This window comes from Flavobacterium sp. FG139 (assembly GCF_057809695.1).
The window spans coordinates 14,678-30,249 of sequence record NZ_JBMDKL010000021.1; the positions used below are offsets into that span (position 1 = coordinate 14,678).

Annotated in this window: 21 protein-coding genes; 15 read left to right on the plus strand and 6 right to left on the minus strand. The window is 29.3% G+C overall.

All coding sequences use genetic code 11. The features are described from left to right. Positions 1-23: 23 nt before the first annotated feature. Genes ACODSI_RS14400 through ACODSI_RS14450 form a run of 11 tightly spaced genes read left to right on the plus strand, consistent with a single transcriptional unit; the run spans position 24 to position 6,349 of the window. Positions 24-518 (plus strand): hypothetical protein, encoded by a 495-nt coding sequence (locus tag ACODSI_RS14400; protein WP_298657971.1) that lies wholly within the window; start codon positions 24-26, stop codon positions 516-518. A gap of 1 nt (position 519) precedes the next feature. Then, positions 520-942 carry a hypothetical protein gene (locus ACODSI_RS14405; RefSeq protein WP_298657967.1) on the plus strand — a complete coding sequence of 141 codons (423 nt, stop codon included), beginning with the start codon at positions 520-522 and terminating at the stop codon, positions 940-942. Positions 943-944: 2 nt separating this feature from the next. Beyond that, positions 945-1,643: a peptidoglycan-binding domain-containing protein gene (locus ACODSI_RS14410; protein ID WP_488917557.1), complete on the plus strand. Its 699-nt coding sequence runs from the start codon at positions 945-947 to the stop codon at positions 1,641-1,643. Continuing rightward, entirely contained in the window at positions 1,643-1,786 is a 144-nt protein-coding gene (locus ACODSI_RS14415) for a hypothetical protein (RefSeq protein ID WP_488917558.1), read from the plus strand. Before ACODSI_RS14410 ends, ACODSI_RS14415 begins: the two co-directional genes overlap by 1 nt. Continuing rightward, complete coding sequence (locus ACODSI_RS14420) at positions 1,786-2,427, plus strand: glycoside hydrolase family 19 protein (protein ID WP_488917559.1); 642 nt, start codon at positions 1,786-1,788, stop codon at positions 2,425-2,427. The genes ACODSI_RS14415 and ACODSI_RS14420 overlap by 1 nt, the downstream gene beginning before the upstream one ends. A 58-nt stretch (positions 2,428-2,485) precedes the next feature. Further along, positions 2,486-2,842 (plus strand): hypothetical protein, encoded by a 357-nt coding sequence (locus ACODSI_RS14425; protein ID WP_488917560.1) that lies wholly within the window; start codon positions 2,486-2,488, stop codon positions 2,840-2,842. Further along, a complete protein-coding gene (locus ACODSI_RS14430) occupies positions 2,823-2,972 on the plus strand; it encodes a hypothetical protein (RefSeq protein ID WP_488917561.1) in 150 nt (49 codons plus the stop codon). Before ACODSI_RS14425 ends, ACODSI_RS14430 begins: the two co-directional genes overlap by 20 nt. Continuing rightward, positions 2,953-3,507, plus strand: a complete 555-nt coding sequence (locus ACODSI_RS14435) for a hypothetical protein (RefSeq protein WP_488917562.1) — start codon at positions 2,953-2,955, stop codon at positions 3,505-3,507. Before ACODSI_RS14430 ends, ACODSI_RS14435 begins: the two co-directional genes overlap by 20 nt. Further along, the gene (locus tag ACODSI_RS14440) at positions 3,498-3,968 is read left to right on the plus strand and encodes a hypothetical protein (RefSeq protein ID WP_298657950.1); all 471 of its coding nucleotides are present in this window, start codon (positions 3,498-3,500) and stop codon (positions 3,966-3,968) included. Before ACODSI_RS14435 ends, ACODSI_RS14440 begins: the two co-directional genes overlap by 10 nt. Position 3,969: 1 nt before the next feature. Then, entirely contained in the window at positions 3,970-6,168 is a 2,199-nt protein-coding gene (locus tag ACODSI_RS14445) for an ArdC family protein (RefSeq protein ID WP_488917563.1), read from the plus strand. A gap of 16 nt (positions 6,169-6,184) precedes the next feature. After that, positions 6,185-6,349, plus strand: a complete 165-nt coding sequence (locus ACODSI_RS14450; RefSeq protein WP_488917564.1) for a hypothetical protein — start codon at positions 6,185-6,187, stop codon at positions 6,347-6,349. Between the two features lie 72 nt (positions 6,350-6,421). Here ACODSI_RS14450 and ACODSI_RS14455 read toward each other — a convergent pair whose 3' ends face one another. From ACODSI_RS14455 to ACODSI_RS14475, 5 genes are read right to left on the minus strand one after another with little or no spacing between them, the layout of a single operon-like run. Further along, positions 6,422-9,379 (minus strand): lantibiotic dehydratase, encoded by a 2,958-nt coding sequence (locus ACODSI_RS14455; RefSeq protein ID WP_488917565.1) that lies wholly within the window; start codon positions 9,377-9,379, stop codon positions 6,422-6,424. A gap of 7 nt (positions 9,380-9,386) precedes the next feature. Then, on the minus strand, positions 9,387-10,517 hold the full coding sequence (locus ACODSI_RS14460) for a lanthionine synthetase LanC family protein (protein WP_488917566.1): 1,131 nt from the start codon (positions 10,515-10,517) through the stop codon (positions 9,387-9,389). Between the two features lie 6 nt (positions 10,518-10,523). Beyond that, a complete protein-coding gene (locus tag ACODSI_RS14465; protein WP_488917567.1) occupies positions 10,524-10,751 on the minus strand; it encodes a hypothetical protein in 228 nt (75 codons plus the stop codon). 17 nt (positions 10,752-10,768) lie between these two features. Further along, a complete protein-coding gene (locus ACODSI_RS14470) occupies positions 10,769-11,578 on the minus strand; it encodes a hypothetical protein (protein WP_488917568.1) in 810 nt (269 codons plus the stop codon). A gap of 21 nt (positions 11,579-11,599) precedes the next feature. Then, complete coding sequence (locus tag ACODSI_RS14475) at positions 11,600-11,986, minus strand: hypothetical protein (RefSeq protein WP_488917569.1); 387 nt, start codon at positions 11,984-11,986, stop codon at positions 11,600-11,602. Between the two features lie 94 nt (positions 11,987-12,080). Between ACODSI_RS14475 and ACODSI_RS14480 the strand changes: the two genes are divergently transcribed. From ACODSI_RS14480 to ACODSI_RS14495, 4 genes are all read left to right on the plus strand, one after another. After that, the gene (locus ACODSI_RS14480; RefSeq protein ID WP_488917570.1) at positions 12,081-12,494 is read left to right on the plus strand and encodes a hypothetical protein; all 414 of its coding nucleotides are present in this window, start codon (positions 12,081-12,083) and stop codon (positions 12,492-12,494) included. A gap of 121 nt (positions 12,495-12,615) precedes the next feature. Continuing rightward, positions 12,616-12,837, plus strand: a complete 222-nt coding sequence (locus ACODSI_RS14485) for a hypothetical protein (RefSeq protein ID WP_488917571.1) — start codon at positions 12,616-12,618, stop codon at positions 12,835-12,837. 2 nt (positions 12,838-12,839) lie between these two features. Continuing rightward, positions 12,840-13,346, plus strand: coding sequence for a hypothetical protein (locus ACODSI_RS14490; RefSeq protein WP_488917572.1), 507 nt, complete (start codon positions 12,840-12,842; stop codon positions 13,344-13,346). A gap of 449 nt (positions 13,347-13,795) precedes the next feature. After that, positions 13,796-14,551, plus strand: coding sequence for a hypothetical protein (locus tag ACODSI_RS14495; protein WP_488917573.1), 756 nt, complete (start codon positions 13,796-13,798; stop codon positions 14,549-14,551). A 118-nt stretch (positions 14,552-14,669) separates the two neighbouring features. Here the strand turns inward: ACODSI_RS14495 and ACODSI_RS14500 are convergent, their stop codons facing one another. Further along, positions 14,670-15,494 carry an abortive infection system antitoxin AbiGi family protein gene (locus tag ACODSI_RS14500; protein WP_488917574.1) on the minus strand — a complete coding sequence of 275 codons (825 nt, stop codon included), beginning with the start codon at positions 15,492-15,494 and terminating at the stop codon, positions 14,670-14,672. Positions 15,495-15,572: the final 78 nt, after the last annotated feature.

Below are 15,572 nucleotides of genomic sequence, written 5' to 3' on the forward strand. Positions count from 1 at the left end.
GCTACAGCCAACAACTGAAGACAATGAAAAAACAAGGTTTACACAATCCCGCAGTTATGGCAGTAGCTTCTTCCCCACAAGGGCAAAAGGCAATCGCCAATACGCTTGACAATGCCAATGCTACAGTAAATGCAACGGCTTCAATTGTAAAGGGTGTACTTAAAACAGGCTTTTTTCTTGGGGTTGGATATTTTGTTTACAAGAAGATTTTTAACGGTTTTTCCAAATTAAGTGAGGACAGACGAGAAAAGCCAAGTAATATTTCTACTGGAATGGCAAAGAATAAAGCGGAAGCCATTTTTAGCGCAATGTATGGTTTTGGAAATGGGTTTAAATCTGTAAAACAAAATCTGATGGGAGTTAATCACAATGGATTCATTAGGATTTACAACGAGTTTGGGCAGAGGAAAGGTATTAATCCCTTATCAAAGAAAATGACAATGATAGAATGGTTTGCAGACCAGTTTAACCCTAGCGAGCTTATGGAATTACGCTTTTTAATACCTCACTTTTTTTAAAATGGAAAGCACAAAAATTATCCCTGTAACCATAGGACTTGCAGGATTGGGAATAATGCTTTTAGCAGTTTCTCAAACCAGTAAAAATAAAAAGGCAGGAGCGTATTTGGATGCGAGTTTAATGGATTCGAGTTTCAATGCTAAAGAAGTTGCCACAATGCTTTTCAATGCAATGAAAGAAGCCAATTTCACCAACACCGAAAAGCGTAAAACCATTTTCACGGCATTAACTGGAGTAACTGAAGCCCAATTTTCAAAAGTGATTACAGCCTTTGGAAATAGATATTATAACACCCTAACAGGTAACACTTATTTCGCTCTTTGGCAAACTCCGACAAAGCACCCTTTAAAGGTTTGGCTCAAAGAGGAATTAAGTACAGAAGATTATCAATTATTAAAATCAAATTATCCAAAACAATTATAAAAATGACCACAGAAGATAAATTATGGATTGGTGGCGGTATAGCCCTAGCGGTAGGTGGTGGTATCTATTATTTTGTTCAAAAAGGTAATGAGAAACAGCAGGAATACATCGAAGAACCGATTGAGCCTGTAGCACCTGTAAAAACTCCAACATTGGCTACCAATCCAATAAAGCCACAAACACCAGTAAAACCACTAGCACCAGTTAAAGCACCAGCAATATCTGATAGTTTTAGATACAGTATTGGTCAGGAAGTAATGGCAACAGGATTTTATGGTACAAAAACCTATGATGCTAGAAAAATGGCTGACGGGAATTATATCAGTGAGGGAATCCGAAAAGCCACTTTTAAAAAAGGAGATAAAATCGGTACTATCATTTGGGTTGGTTTAAGACCTGACGGAACGTATCGCTATGTAGTACAAAGAAACGGTGCATTGCTCAATGATATTTATTGGATTGCTGACCAAGATGTTATAAAACCAGTAGGTAAAATTTTCCCAACAGTTCCATCAGTTAGTTCATCAAATGCTTCGGGAGTAGATAAAAGCAAACTCTTGAAAAAAGGAAGCAAAGGGCTTGAAGTAAGAGCCTTGCAAACACTACTTAAAATCAAGGTTGACGGAGATTTTGGGCGCAATACAGAAAACGCACTATTCAACCAAAAAGGGGTTAAACAAATCAAACTAAAAGACTTTTAATGATGAGTACAAGCGGAGCATTATGGCTTTCACTAGCCGTAGCAGGAATTTTAGTTGTTGCCACTATGGATAATGAAAAAGCACCTGAAATTAAAGAGACAGAAAACAAGCCAATTAAAGAACCCAAAAAAGTAGTATTGTAATGGAATTTTTACTGACAAACAGCATCACTTTTTTAAGCATTTTTAAAAAGTATGCTATTAATACTCCAAGACGGATTGCGCATTTTTTGGCACAAATCCACGAGGAAAGTGGAGGGTTTATAAAGTTCACTGAAAGTTTGAATTACACTCCACAGGGGCTAATTAAAACTTTCGGAACTAATCAGATTTCGGTTGCACAGGCTAACCAATACGGCAGGACAGCAAAGCAAAAAGCCAATCAACAAGCAATTGCAAATATTGTTTATGGAGGAAATTGGGGGAGAATTAATTTAGGGAATACCCAAATTGGCGATGGTTGGCGTTTTAGAGGGCGTGGACTTATTCAACTTACAGGAAGAGCCAACTACCAAGCCTATAAAGATTATTCTGGGCATGATGTAATTGCAAATCCTGATTTAGCTTCAAGACCCGATATAGCTATTGATATAGCAGGTTGGTTTTGGTCGGTTAGATTCAAGCTTAACCCGATTGCCGATAAAAACAACATCAATTACATAACCGAAAAGATAAACGGAGGCTTAACCAATTTAGAGGAAAGAATTAAACAACTCAATTATTATATATCTGTTGATACAATGGGGATATTAAAAAAAAAATGTCAAGACAGCACTCTTACATAATCCCTATTACAATTTTTGGTCTGGGCTTTTCAATCTTAATCAGTAAACTATACAAACGATGACAAAACAGCAAATTTGGGAATGGTTCGCCAGTCACTCCAAACAGATATTAGACTTTCTTTTATTTCTAGCCCTTGTGAGTATGGGCGCATTTGTTAAGATATTAAAGCAGGTAAGACAGGGAGCAAAAGCCTCTTGGAAATGGTTTTTAGCCGAAGCGATTGTATCATTTTTTGTTGCCCTCTTGGTGTACGGTTTCTTTGACCAGTTCCTGCATACAAGTAAGCTTTTTACCTATATGGTTTGTGCTTGGTGCGGTTCATTCTCTACCATTTTCCATAAAAGAATGGAGGATTTACTAGGGATAATTTTTGACAAGCTAAAGCAATTAATCAATGAAAAGAGACCTCTTTAATAAAATCGTGGGAGCAGTCAGTATTTATTATGATATTGATTTGTTTCAGATAATTGAAGTAACCCAAATGATATTCTACACAATAAAAATCACTTTTAAAAACAGCAACAATGAAAAAGACAATCACTAAATATTTAACAACATCGCTTTTACTGATATTAATTTCTGTTGCTTTTATCGGTTGTTCTTCAGCTAAAAAATACAAAGAGGAAAACACACTTCTCAAAAGTGAAATTCAAAGAAGAGACAGCCTCAGAAATGTAATCATTAATCAGGCAATCGATGACAAATTAATTACTCCAGTTATTCAAAGCAATACAGGAAACCGTGAAATTGATAGTTTGGTAAATGCAAAGATTGATGAAATTTTATCAAAGCTTAATACTTCAAAAAAATCAGGAGACAACAGCTATAAACTTGAGTTTAACAAACTAGCCAAACAATTAGAGTTTTACTCTAAAATGGCACAGACCAAAAATGAAAATACCACTACCAAAACGGCAAATGATAAAACTATCATTAGGGTAAAAAAGATTCCGATTGAGATTGAAAAGCCTTTATCAAAACTGAAGAAGTTTTTAATGGTTTTGGGAATTGCAACACTTCTTTTCATTGGGTTTAAAACGGTTGTATTTATTAGAAACAAAACAAGTTTATGGGTATAAGAGCAAAGCATATTGTTATTGCTGGCGCATTGGTGGGCGTTGGTGTACTATGGTACAAAAACAAGGTAAATAAATGGAAAGAAACAATGGGAAAACTCAAAGCGTTGCCGACTGGCTTTAGAAATTTTGACATCAATTTCAAAAGAATGAGGTTCAATTTAGATGTAACTCTTTTTAATCCCACAAAGGATAATTTCAGCCCTGATGGTGTTATTGCAGTTGTTAAGAGAATTGTACTGAAAGACAAAACAGCCAAACAAATTGCAACCATTACGGTAAATAAATCTTTTGTTTCAGTTCCCGCCAATGGCAAGTTTCTTTTAAAGGATTTGGTAGTTGAGATTCCAATATTGGAGAACCTTTCCAATATGCAAAGCCTGGTAAAAATTACAGGAATAAAAGACATTCAAATTGAAACCATTTTAGGGGTTTTAGGTAAAGAATATTCAATAATTCAATAGTATGGATTTAGTACAATCATTCAATAATCTCAACGGAAAGCAAGTTTCCCGAAGCGCACTAAAAAAGCTACTGGCTAGAGCCAAAAGGCAAAATCATACGCTTATTTCAAAACGCATCACAAACGTTTTAAGACAGAATAACGATTCAGTTTTTGAAATAGAAATAAACGACTTTATTACTGAATTAGGATTAAGTGGCGCAGAGCAAAGTATCATTTTACCTACTTTGGAATATCAATCAGAACCCGATTCAGATGGTGGTTTAAATGGTGTTTCTCCCGATGATATTTACAGTTATATCACGGACTTAATTATAAATACCATTGAAAAGGTTGGGCATTTGCCTTGGCAAAAAGACTGGGTTGGTTCGGGAGCTGACGGAACAGCCAAAAATTATGTAAGTAAGAAAGAATATACTGGAGCAAATTTCCTGTTGAATTTCGATATAAAATTTGATGAAGAGGGCAAAGGATATTTAGTGCCGATTAAATTTATACAGCCGTACTATTTAACCTTTAACCAAATCAAAGATGTTAACGCATCACTCAAAAAAGACAGCAAGGCAAGACGTGTTATTTATTACACCATGATTTTTAATTATGATGATGGAACGCTAAAATTCAAAACCACCGACAAGGCAAAGTTTACAGAGTTTGTAAAAACTCACGGATTAACCAAAGATGATTTGAAAGAGCATTTAGTGAAAATCCCAGTAATTAAATATTACAATGTTTTCAGAGCCGATGATTGTACAGGGTTAAAGTTTCCGAGTGATAAAATTGATAGTAAAAAGGTCAATCCGATTGAGCAAGCGCAGTTACTGATTGACGGGTATAAAAACCCACCTATTTATACTTTTGTTGGGGATAAAGCCTATTATCAACCTGCCACCGATACGCTCAATATGCCTAAAATAAATGCTTTTAACAAAGAGGCATCTTATTACTGTACTTTCTTTCACGAGCTAACACACTCGACAGGTGCAAAAAAGCGATTGGATAGAGATTTTTCAGGAAAGTTTGGAAGTAAGAGTTATGCTTATGAAGAACTTATTGCAGAACTAGGAGCAGTATTTTTATGTTCAGAGGCAGGGATTTTATTTCAGACTAAAGAGAACTCGGCAAAGTATCTTAAAAGTTGGAATAAGGTTTTAGTTAGCGAACTAGAGAACGACAACCGTTTTTTCCTTAAAGCTTCAGCACAATCTCAAAAGGCAGTCAATTACATTTTAAATAGAAACCTAGAGGGCGAGAATGAGCAGGAAGATGAAAAGAAAGAAGAGCCAACCAAGAAAGTAGCCATAAAAACTCCTGTAAAGAGACCTACAAAAAGTAAAGTTAAAAGCAAAACCAAACAGGGAGAGCAGTTGGATTTATTTGCAGGATTGGGGGCAAAAGCCAGAACCAAAAAAGCTACTGAAGTGAAGAAAAAAAGAGTTGTGCCGGCTACAAAAAAAAATACAACTAGGGTAAGTAAAACACAACCCAATTTGGATCAGAATAAAAGTCTAAATCAATTAGAAAAATTAGGCTTTGTTTCAGCGGGAACAGCACCAAAAGAGGCTAAAGATGTTTTTGTATTTGATGGGGAGATTGGAAAGTTTTTGCAAAAGCAACAACCACACAAGGCACTTATCCTGATTAAAGGGAATAAGCACAGTTCAAAATCACAGTTGGCCATGCAGATTGCTAATGCCTTTGGAGAACAACAAACACCAGTTGCATATATCGATTACGAGCAAGGTGGGATTGAGAGTAAAGATACGCTAGACAGTATTAATCGAAATACAAGCGAGAAAGGCAGAAAGTTCATAGCTATAAAAGGTTATTTAGAAAAACCTTTTGAAGAGTTGCAGGACTTCTGTAAAGTGGTTAAAGTCATAATTGCGGATTCGGTTACAGATTTAAAGATTACAGCCGACCAACTGAATTATTTAAGAACCGCTTACCCAAAAATAATTTGGTGCTTTATATCTCAAGTAAAAGAAAATGGGGCAATGTATGGCGGTAATAAGATGGCACACAATCCAACTTCAGTAATTCATTGTTCATCACATCAAGACCCAAAACAAAGGTTTGCAACTCTTGAAAAAAATAGAGGTAATGACCTCACTTTAAAATACTCAATGTATTACAAGAAAGTAGTCAGGGAGCCAACACAACAAAAAAGGGAAAAAAAATTATCGTTTAAAGTTAAATAATCAAAATTCAAAAATCATGGTAGCGAAAAAAACAAAATCGAAAGGCAAAAAAAGAATCTCCGCAAAGAAGCTTTGTAGTGGAGTAATCAAAAGAGAGGGAGTAAAAAGAGATGGAACCTTGAAAAAGGGTTATAGATACATTAAGGGAGGTAAAATAGTTAAATCAAAATTGAAAAAATAAAAAAAACCAAAAAAATAGTGCCAAATCAATTTGGCACTATTTTTATCTAAATACTTGTTATAGAAGTTTTTTTTATAAATTATATCTGCGAATTGTTTGATTATAGTATTTAAATAAAAAATAATAAACAAGATAGTCATTTTCTTTACTTAATGAATCAAAATGTCTGTTTATTGACATATGAATACAACTACTCAAAAAGTTTTTAAAATTATTGTTTTTCTGTATATTAATTAATTCTGTTTTAATATTTAGATGAAATTCACAAAAAATATTATTTAATTCATCTTTTGAATTAATAATATAATCAATTTTAGAATAATTTTTAGAATATATTAAATTTAAGGATTTTGTATTTATTTTTTGATTAATCTGCATAATTGTATCATTTACATATTCTAGTTTTTCATGAATATTCATTCCTACAGAGTCTAAATATTTATCTGTTATTACTAGCATTAATAACCAATTATCTTCTTTATCTACATATTTATTTAAAATTATATTTTTATGTAATACTGAATCAAGATAGAATAAACTTTCAGCAATTGTTATATCATGATAACCATACCTTATATATTCTCTTTGATAAATATCGAATTCATATTTCCATATTACTTCATTTTTTGTAAATGGAACTAATACTTCATTTATAACTGTTAACAGTTTTTTATAATCTCTTTTGTCAATATTAAATCTTATTCTAAGATGGAAGTCTTCATCTCTATATCTAATAAAAAACCATTTTTTTATGTATTTTTTATTTAAAATTTTTTGATCAAAGCTGAGTAAAATCTTTTCAATAAAATTACTGCCAGTATAAATTCTTAATGATAGCCATTCAGAACCTGGTACAAAACTAAATTCGTTAAAATCATTTATTTTTTCATATCTATTATCTTTAGAAATGATTTCATTATTTTTGCAAAATAATATTAATTCAGATGAATATAAGTAATCATGTGAATCTTTAACAGTAGATGGCATAGGATTAAGTAAATACTCTTGTATCAAAATTTCATTTTTTTTTGTTAATTCAGACATAAATACTTCCAAAGATTCTTTTTTGCTAGTATCAATAATTAATTCTTGGTCTCCATTTACTAGTGCAAATATTTTAGAAACATTCAATTTGTTTAATTGTTCAATAATGATTTTATATGAATCTAAATTTTTTAGATTTATATCTTTAAAATCATCTAAATCAAGTTTCCATCTTCTTGGCTGTAAAATTATATTATTGTTAAACGTGATTCTAGGTATGCTTTTGTAATATTTAAAATAACTATCAAGATTGAAACTGAATGAATTATAGTGATTTTGTGATTGTAAATCGCAAAGAAAACAATAAACAGATAAGTCTGAAATAGAATGATTATGAGCATTTGTATTTTTAGGAATTATTATTTTATCAAGTTTTTTGCTTCTTAAAATTAGTTCTCCATTTTTAATTGAAATTAATAAATCTTGAAGATCAATTATATTTTCTTCATCAGAATTTGTTAAACAAGATATTATATACTTTTGATAAGACGGTCTTTGTAAAACATTAGAAATATGGATATCTGCATTAAAACATATTTCAGCAAAAATTTCATCCTTAATTTTAGTTTCTTCAAATAAAATTATTTCATTTACTAAATCTTTTATTCCTGTATTATATCCAAACCTTCCTAATACATTAGCCCCTGAATTAACTCCTATTCCTTTCAAAAATATAGATTGTCCATCATTTAAAATTGAAAAAAATAAAGGGAAAGTACTTGGTATATTTTTTAATGAATCGTCTTGAAAAGATTTAATTTCATTTTCGTTAATATTTATAATATCCTCATTTAAAAATATTGCCTTTTTGATTTTGTGTTCCCAAAAAACATCTATAGGATCTATGTTAACTTGTCTATCGTAATTATTTTGATTTAAAAATATTTTTTTATTTAAAAAATTTGATTGATAATCAGTACTAACAGGATAACCAATTCCAAGATCTGCATCAATAGCAAATAATAATGGTATTTCTCTTTCTCCCCATCTCTTCAAAAATTTATTTTTAAATTCAATTAGATTTGAATTAGTGTTTTTTTTAGTTATTTTAAATAAATTGGGTAAACTTTTAACAATATAATCTGCTTTTTCTTTGTCTAAAGTTGCAATTTTAGATTTAAAAAATAAATCAACTTTTATAATTGGTTTAGAATTCTTGTAAGGAAATATTCTTGTAGATAGTTCTGTAATTATATTATAATATTCTACTGAATTTAATGAATTTCTAGAATCTATAATTTCAAATTGATCTTTTATATAAACTAAATTTGAAATCAAATCTTCGATATGTTGTTTATGTTGTTTATTTGCGGTTTGTAATATTTTTTTTAACCTCTTTATTATTTGATTTAGAGGCAAATCACCAACTATAGACGGACTTAATTGATTAATAATAATGTTGTTAGAAATTAAGTTTTTTAGAAAAACTTTTTTTTCTTCTAGAGAATACTGGTTGTCAATTAACTCCTCTAATTCATATAGAGTGCTTTTTTTGAATCTTAAATGATTAATTATTTTCTTCAGTACATCAAAAGAACGAATTGAAACTAATTCGAATTTGTATTTTTCTCCATAAATTTTACTTTCAATATATCTAAATCGGTCATTTAATTCATAAATTGAGTTATTGATTGAATATGTTAAATATGGACTCACATATTCTTGTTTAACTATATGTTCTACTAATTCAATTATATATTCAGAAGAGTATGTTGTTATAGTATTTCTGGAGTCATCAATAATAATTTTTGTTTCTAAATTGACTTCTCCGATTCCAATACCTGCAAAAAGACCAAAAGGAATTGTTCTGAAATTATTTCTTAATAGATATTTATATCTAGTTTGCTTAATTTTTTCATTTTCTTTTTTGATGTTTATTAAATCAGGATTAACAAAAAATAGACTTTCATCAGATAAAACTTCACTTTTATGATGATTCGATGAGGCTCTATAAACAAACTTTTCAAAATAACTAATATTTGACATATTTTATTTAATCTATTAAAAATAAATAATTAAAAGGAGAGGGATCAAATTCTTCAAAAAAAAGAGAAAAATAAATACCTATATAGCCCTCGAGTAGACCTCTTTCTTTAAGCCATCCAGTACTTTTTAAATAATAACTTAATCCGTCAACACCCGTATGTGTATATTTATCTATGATGTAATTTTCCCAATAAGAATAATATTCCTTAAATTCTAATAATCCATAAATTGAATATAAGTATTTGAAAAAATAAACTAACCCAGCAGCACCATGACATAAGGAACAGTCAATAATACTTGTTTCAAATGATGTTTTTCTGCTAGTCAAAAAAATTAAATCATTAATAATAATTTTTTCTTGTTCCTTATTGTTTAAATATCGAGCAGATTTTAATAATGCTAAATTAACACCTAAATCACCGTAGCACCATGCCAATCGACTTTCCTTGTCAAAAGATATCCCTTCTTTATACAATGAACTAGGATATTTAGACACAAAACCTACTCTTTCTTGTCGTTGAGAAATTATAAAATTACTTAATTCATTTATTCTCATTTTTGTATTATCACATGGATATAATTTATCATAATTAATCAAAATGGAAAGAAAAGATGGTATTCCATGCGCTAGCCCAAAGTTTGCAACAAACATTTCTTTATTAATGGCTTCATCTGTAATAAATTTATTATCTACTAAAAAATTTGTGATAAAGTAAAGTTTATCTAAAACCAATTGACTATTAAGTTTTTCGTTTTTGTCATAAATCAAATAATTAATAACACCTAAATAACCATGTAGATAATCAAAATTTTCTTCTTTTAGAAATAAATCAAAACCATAATAAATAGAATCATTTAAGGATGTATTTAAATCGCTATCAATAATCCCACTTTTTTTAAAGTAAGTAGAAACATAACCAAATCCTGTAACACCACTTGAAAGAGAAAATGACTTGAAATCAGAAGCCTTTTGAATAATAATATTAAACAATTCTTCTATTTTTTTCAAGTCATTTTTTAATTTCAAGTTTGACCCATAAAAAAGCAATAAGCCAGAACTACCCAACATTAAACCTAAATCATCATTAAAATGATTTATAGCTTCAAGCAATTCATTTCTAAGACAATCTTTTACCACTATAGATTATGGTTTAGTCAAAAATGGCCCTAGACAATTTGATTCATGCCAATAACCACACCAATCATGAGGATTACAAACAGCTATTGTGTTAAATGTAGTAAACACATCACCACAACAATTATCATTAATTGTTGGAGTATCATGGTCACGTTTTTTTCCAACTGACTTTATAGTTAATATACTTTCTTTATCAAGTGTCAGCTTATCTAAATTTATTTTTTTATTTGACATTTTTATTTTTTTTTAAGTTAACAATCACAGTTATTTATTAAAGTAGAAGCTACACTAATATTAAAAGCATTTTCTACTTCTGTTGAAGCACAAACTGAATAGCCATCAGCCAAGTAAAAAGCATAACTAAATATTGTTCTAAATGCAGGCTCCACTGAAGTTGAAATTTCTGCTGGTATTAGTAATTCAGTTAATAGATAATAGTTTTCGCCATCATTAATCCACAATCTAACAATCCCTTCCCTAGTACTAGTTATAGCTTTTATTCCGATTTCACTGATTACTGCCCCACCTGAAATATCTTTAGGAACATTAAAAATCGTTGTAATTGATCCACTACCATCACGATTTGGATTAGCTTCTTTAATAGTTTGAATGCTTACTTTTGCAGAATTTATCGATGATTGTTTTATTAAACTTGATTCACAAGAGCATTGTTTCCAATCAGAAGTAAAAGCGATAATGTCAAATTTTTGATCATTTTCAGTCGTAACTAATAACGAATGATTATTACTTAGATATATACTTTCATTCATAAATGTTTGAAATGAATTTTCTACATTCGTAGCAACCATTTCTGGTATGTAAACTTCTCTATAGAGAAATGTATTATCTCCATCATTTACAAAAAACCTAACCATACCTTGCATAGTACTTTCTGTAGCTTTAATAGAAATATAATTTACCTGAGTACCATCTCCAGACGCTGTTAATAATGTATATATTGCTCCAGAACCATCAAGATTTGGATTCCTTTTTGATATTTGAGCAACCCCTGTGTTTGCAAAAAACTTTCTTTGATCTATTATTGTAGATGAATTATTCATAATTTTATTTTTATTTTAAATTTAACAAGGACAAGACTCCCAATATTGACCAAAAGCTAAGACATTAAATTCATCATCAAATTCAGTTGATGCTCTTAATTCATATTTGTCTTCCAATAGCAAATCAATTTCAATTCTTTGAAAATACGATGGAACAGTACTTGATTGGGTTACAGCCCCAATCATTATTTCTCTGATGAGAAAATTATTTATTCCATCATAGATATATAACCTAACAATTCCTAAAGAATTGCTTCCAACGGCTTTTATAATAACCGAATTAATAATTGTCCCATTACCTTTAGCGACAATTACTGTATTAATGGCTCCCGAACCGTCAAGGTTTGGATTAGCCTTTGTAAGTGTTGTGTATTGACTACACGCAAATGTTTTTACAGAATTAATCATTTTATAAATATTTTAGTTATCTTTGCTTTTAAGAATACTTAAACACTTAAATTTAAGTATAGTAATTTTCCAAATTTAATAAATTTTTTTAATTATGAAAAAAAAAATCTTCCTAGTTTTTATTCTTGTTTTATTTTATTCTTGTAAAAAAGAAGAATGTAATAATACTAATCCCATATTCGAAAAGAATAAATTAGATTCTTTTGAATACAAAAATGAACTTGATAAAATTTTAAAAAAATCAAATGAAAACAATATTGAATTTTATTTTGATAAGTTAATTCAAACTAATGATTCGAAAGAAATTCTGGTTACATTAAAGTCTGATTCAATTTGTGCAAAATTTCAACTAAAAATTGCAAATAATGAAAAAGGGCTTGAAAATTTGATTAATAACAAAGGAATGGGATATAGTGGCGCTTTGTTAAAGGGACTTAAATTTCAAACTTTAAGAAAAGATAAAGACATTGAATTTATATTTGAGAGCATTCAAGATATTCAGGATTAAAGTTTTTTTAAATCATATCTATAAGCGTATTTTATAGCGTCACACAAAAACAGTTTCTAAAATTTAATTATAATAGAAAAGTAAAATTAATTCAGGAGATTTCTTTTGTATACTCGAAATGATGAGTAATAATAATGTTGAACTTAAAATGAATGTTTTAACATATAAAAAAATATTAGGCAAAACATTTGGAATTGCTGACTATACAACTATTACTAATCTAGTTCCAAACATAAATGGAATTAAAATTGAGTTTGATGAAAGTAAAGAAAATGATATTGTCACAATAAAAGCAAAGTATATTCCACATACAAGAGAATCATTAGAAATAGAAATTTATTAATTATGGCAGAAATTAAAAACTTTGAGGAATTTGTTGATAGCCTAGCAAACCAAAATTACAAACCTTTTGTTAAACGTTTTAACGAAATTTTAGAAAATAGAAAAGTCGAAACTAATACATACCTAATAAAAATCGTTTTTGAGTCAAGTGATATTATTCTTGAACACGAAGTAATTAAAAACTTCAAAAAAAGCTCTAACAGATATTATTATCATGCAGAAGAAACACATCCTCCAGTTAAGGCTCATTATCATGTTATTTCCTCAAGAGGAAAAAAAGAGATTTATGCTGTAAATTTAGACGGAACAAGTCATCACAAGAAAAACAAAGGTTATGAAATTCCCAAAAAAGAAGCTGATGAATTAAGAAAGTTAGGTGTAGCTATTGGAGCAAATAATATAATTGAACATATTGAAAGTTTGGGTGAGGATGAAAAAAATATAATTAATGAATCCATAGCAAAAGATTGCGTAGCTATATATCTTGAAATAGAGAATAAAATTGAATAGCATTAATAATTTGATTACCCATAAAAAAAATAAAAATAGGGTTAGAATTTGTTGTGATACCCAATCAAGAATCTTAATTATATATTTATATATGATGATAGCATAGAATTATCTAAAACATATCAAATTAATTTATTTAAGACAAATGGACTAATAAAAATGGTAATTTTGAAGATGGTAACGGTAATAAATTTATTATTTTCACGCTACTATTTTTTATAGCCTATATGATTGTAACTTTCATTCCTGATTATACGTTAGTACGCAAGTTAAAAGCTCTTTTAATTTATGGTTTTTTATTTTTAAGTTTGCTGAATTCATTTATTGGTATTACCAATATGTTATACAACCGAAGGATAAAATACCTTAATTTATTTCTTTTATGTTTTCCGTTTATATATTTGGTTACAGGAACCCTAATAGCATTTTTAAATTAAGGATAAAATAGTATGAATAATAATGTTTATTATATAAAGCCCGCAAACAATGATTTTCCAGAGGCTATAAAAGATGGTCTTTTGAAAGCATTAATTATTATTAATCAAAAAGGATATTCTAATATAAAATTTGTCTTGAGCCATAGTTCACTTCTTGACAATCCTCCAAATTTTATAAGTCAAGCCTTTGATAAAATGGTTTCAGGTCAAGGAGTAAATTTCGTCAATCAATTAAGAAGAAATAGGGTCTTTTCCTTAACTAATGTACCGAAACAAGGACAAACAACTGGGGTAAACTTGCTTTTGGCAAATAACAATCCAGCGTTTGTAGATGAAAATACTGTTGTAGTTTTGCTTTGGGCTGATGAAGATAGCTTTAAAAAAATACAGTCATCCCTTTCTTTTACAGAGATTGACTTAGTTGCAATAGTTTTTAATGAAGCACCAGCATTAAACGAGTTATTATCTGTATCAAAAGGCGTAAGGTTTCCACAGGGATTGGTAGATCCAAATGTAACTCTATATACAAACTCGTTTCCTCAACAAATAAATGAAATTTTAAATAGACTTAAAGGCATTAACATTACAAGCATTGCTTCTAATAACCATACTAGAGATGTAATGAGAAATGTAATTAATGAACTTAAAAGAAATCGCTTAATTGTTCCTTATGTCGATTTTCTTGGATTTTTGGTTAATGAAGTAAATTTTCCATTGAAAGAAAGCGTAGAGTTGTTAAATTGGAAACGAAGATATTTTGGCAGATAGGAAATCATCAATTTGTTGTACCTATGTTATACTAATTAATTTTATTTTAATTTAAATTTAAGATTATTAGTATTTTACATATAAAATTATCCTAAACCGCTGTTAGCAGCAGGTATTTTTAGAAATCATTGTTTATTTGTTCTTCAGTTAAAATTATAAATTTTCCACTTAATATAGATTCTGTTAGTTTTTCAAGTGTAAACTTTTTTGCTAAAATTTCCATTACTTTTTTTCTTTGTTCTTCAGTTTTGATTACTAAGTATCTTAAATCGGATATCAAATCAATTTTCAATGAGTATTCTGGTAAGTGAGGTTTTGGTTTTAAGTCTTTTTGACTTAACTCGTTAAACTCTTTATCTTCAATAGTTATTAATCGTTTCTCATTTATCAAGTTTGGAATATATCTCCATTCTCTTTCTTGATATGTTATAATTTCTTTGTTTTTATGTATTGTTTTCCAATTTTTAAAGAATTGAAGAGTTGGGACAGTTACGTCATTTATTTGTTTCAATAAATTTTTATCTTGTTCGTAATTGTTATTATCTTTAACGTTTTCAGTTATTTCTTTATACATATTAGCAAAATATTTTGTCGCAATTTGATTTAGATTTATAAGGTTTATTTGCTTATGTAAGTCCTTAAATGGTGTATTCTCGTGAATATAAATCACAGGAGAAATACTATTTCTTACAGCCCACTCTAAGCTCATACCAATGCCATATTTACCATAACGCATATACAAGTCAACATCTTTTAATGGAATGTTACAAAAACTAACCATTGGAATGTAATAATCTATTTCATTTATTTTTTCATCACAATATGAAGGAGCAAACCCATTCCTTATTATTTTAAGTAAAACTTCAAAACTATTTGTATAATGAAAAATATGATTAATTTTTTTTTGATTGAATTCCGTTTCAAATTTGTCGTTATTTTTCATGTGTGTTTCGGTTTATACTTGCTGCTAACGTTTCGCGGCTTCAAGAAGTGGCGATGAACCAAGACCAAGCCTTTACAA

Coding starts and splice junctions, on each gene's coding strand:
- ACODSI_RS14400 (WP_298657971.1), top strand. CDS start 24: ATGAAAAAACAAGGTTTACACAATCCCGCAGTTATGGCAGTAGCTTCT.
- ACODSI_RS14405 (WP_298657967.1), top strand. CDS start 520: ATGGAAAGCACAAAAATTATCCCTGTAACCATAGGACTTGCAGGATTG.
- ACODSI_RS14410 (WP_488917557.1), top strand. CDS start 945: ATGACCACAGAAGATAAATTATGGATTGGTGGCGGTATAGCCCTAGCG.
- ACODSI_RS14415 (WP_488917558.1), top strand. CDS start 1,643: ATGATGAGTACAAGCGGAGCATTATGGCTTTCACTAGCCGTAGCAGGA.
- ACODSI_RS14420 (WP_488917559.1), top strand. CDS start 1,786: ATGGAATTTTTACTGACAAACAGCATCACTTTTTTAAGCATTTTTAAA.
- ACODSI_RS14425 (WP_488917560.1), top strand. CDS start 2,486: ATGACAAAACAGCAAATTTGGGAATGGTTCGCCAGTCACTCCAAACAG.
- ACODSI_RS14430 (WP_488917561.1), top strand. CDS start 2,823: ATGAAAAGAGACCTCTTTAATAAAATCGTGGGAGCAGTCAGTATTTAT.
- ACODSI_RS14435 (WP_488917562.1), top strand. CDS start 2,953: ATGAAAAAGACAATCACTAAATATTTAACAACATCGCTTTTACTGATA.
- ACODSI_RS14440 (WP_298657950.1), top strand. CDS start 3,498: ATGGGTATAAGAGCAAAGCATATTGTTATTGCTGGCGCATTGGTGGGC.
- ACODSI_RS14445 (WP_488917563.1), top strand. CDS start 3,970: ATGGATTTAGTACAATCATTCAATAATCTCAACGGAAAGCAAGTTTCC.
- ACODSI_RS14450 (WP_488917564.1), top strand. CDS start 6,185: ATGGTAGCGAAAAAAACAAAATCGAAAGGCAAAAAAAGAATCTCCGCA.
- ACODSI_RS14455 (WP_488917565.1), bottom strand. CDS start 9,379: ATGTCAAATATTAGTTATTTTGAAAAGTTTGTTTATAGAGCCTCATCG.
- ACODSI_RS14465 (WP_488917567.1), bottom strand. CDS start 10,751: ATGTCAAATAAAAAAATAAATTTAGATAAGCTGACACTTGATAAAGAA.
- ACODSI_RS14470 (WP_488917568.1), bottom strand. CDS start 11,578: ATGAATAATTCATCTACAATAATAGATCAAAGAAAGTTTTTTGCAAAC.
- ACODSI_RS14475 (WP_488917569.1), bottom strand. CDS start 11,986: ATGATTAATTCTGTAAAAACATTTGCGTGTAGTCAATACACAACACTT.
- ACODSI_RS14480 (WP_488917570.1), top strand. CDS start 12,081: ATGAAAAAAAAAATCTTCCTAGTTTTTATTCTTGTTTTATTTTATTCT.
- ACODSI_RS14485 (WP_488917571.1), top strand. CDS start 12,616: ATGAGTAATAATAATGTTGAACTTAAAATGAATGTTTTAACATATAAA.
- ACODSI_RS14490 (WP_488917572.1), top strand. CDS start 12,840: ATGGCAGAAATTAAAAACTTTGAGGAATTTGTTGATAGCCTAGCAAAC.
- ACODSI_RS14495 (WP_488917573.1), top strand. CDS start 13,796: ATGAATAATAATGTTTATTATATAAAGCCCGCAAACAATGATTTTCCA.
- ACODSI_RS14500 (WP_488917574.1), bottom strand. CDS start 15,494: ATGAAAAATAACGACAAATTTGAAACGGAATTCAATCAAAAAAAAATT.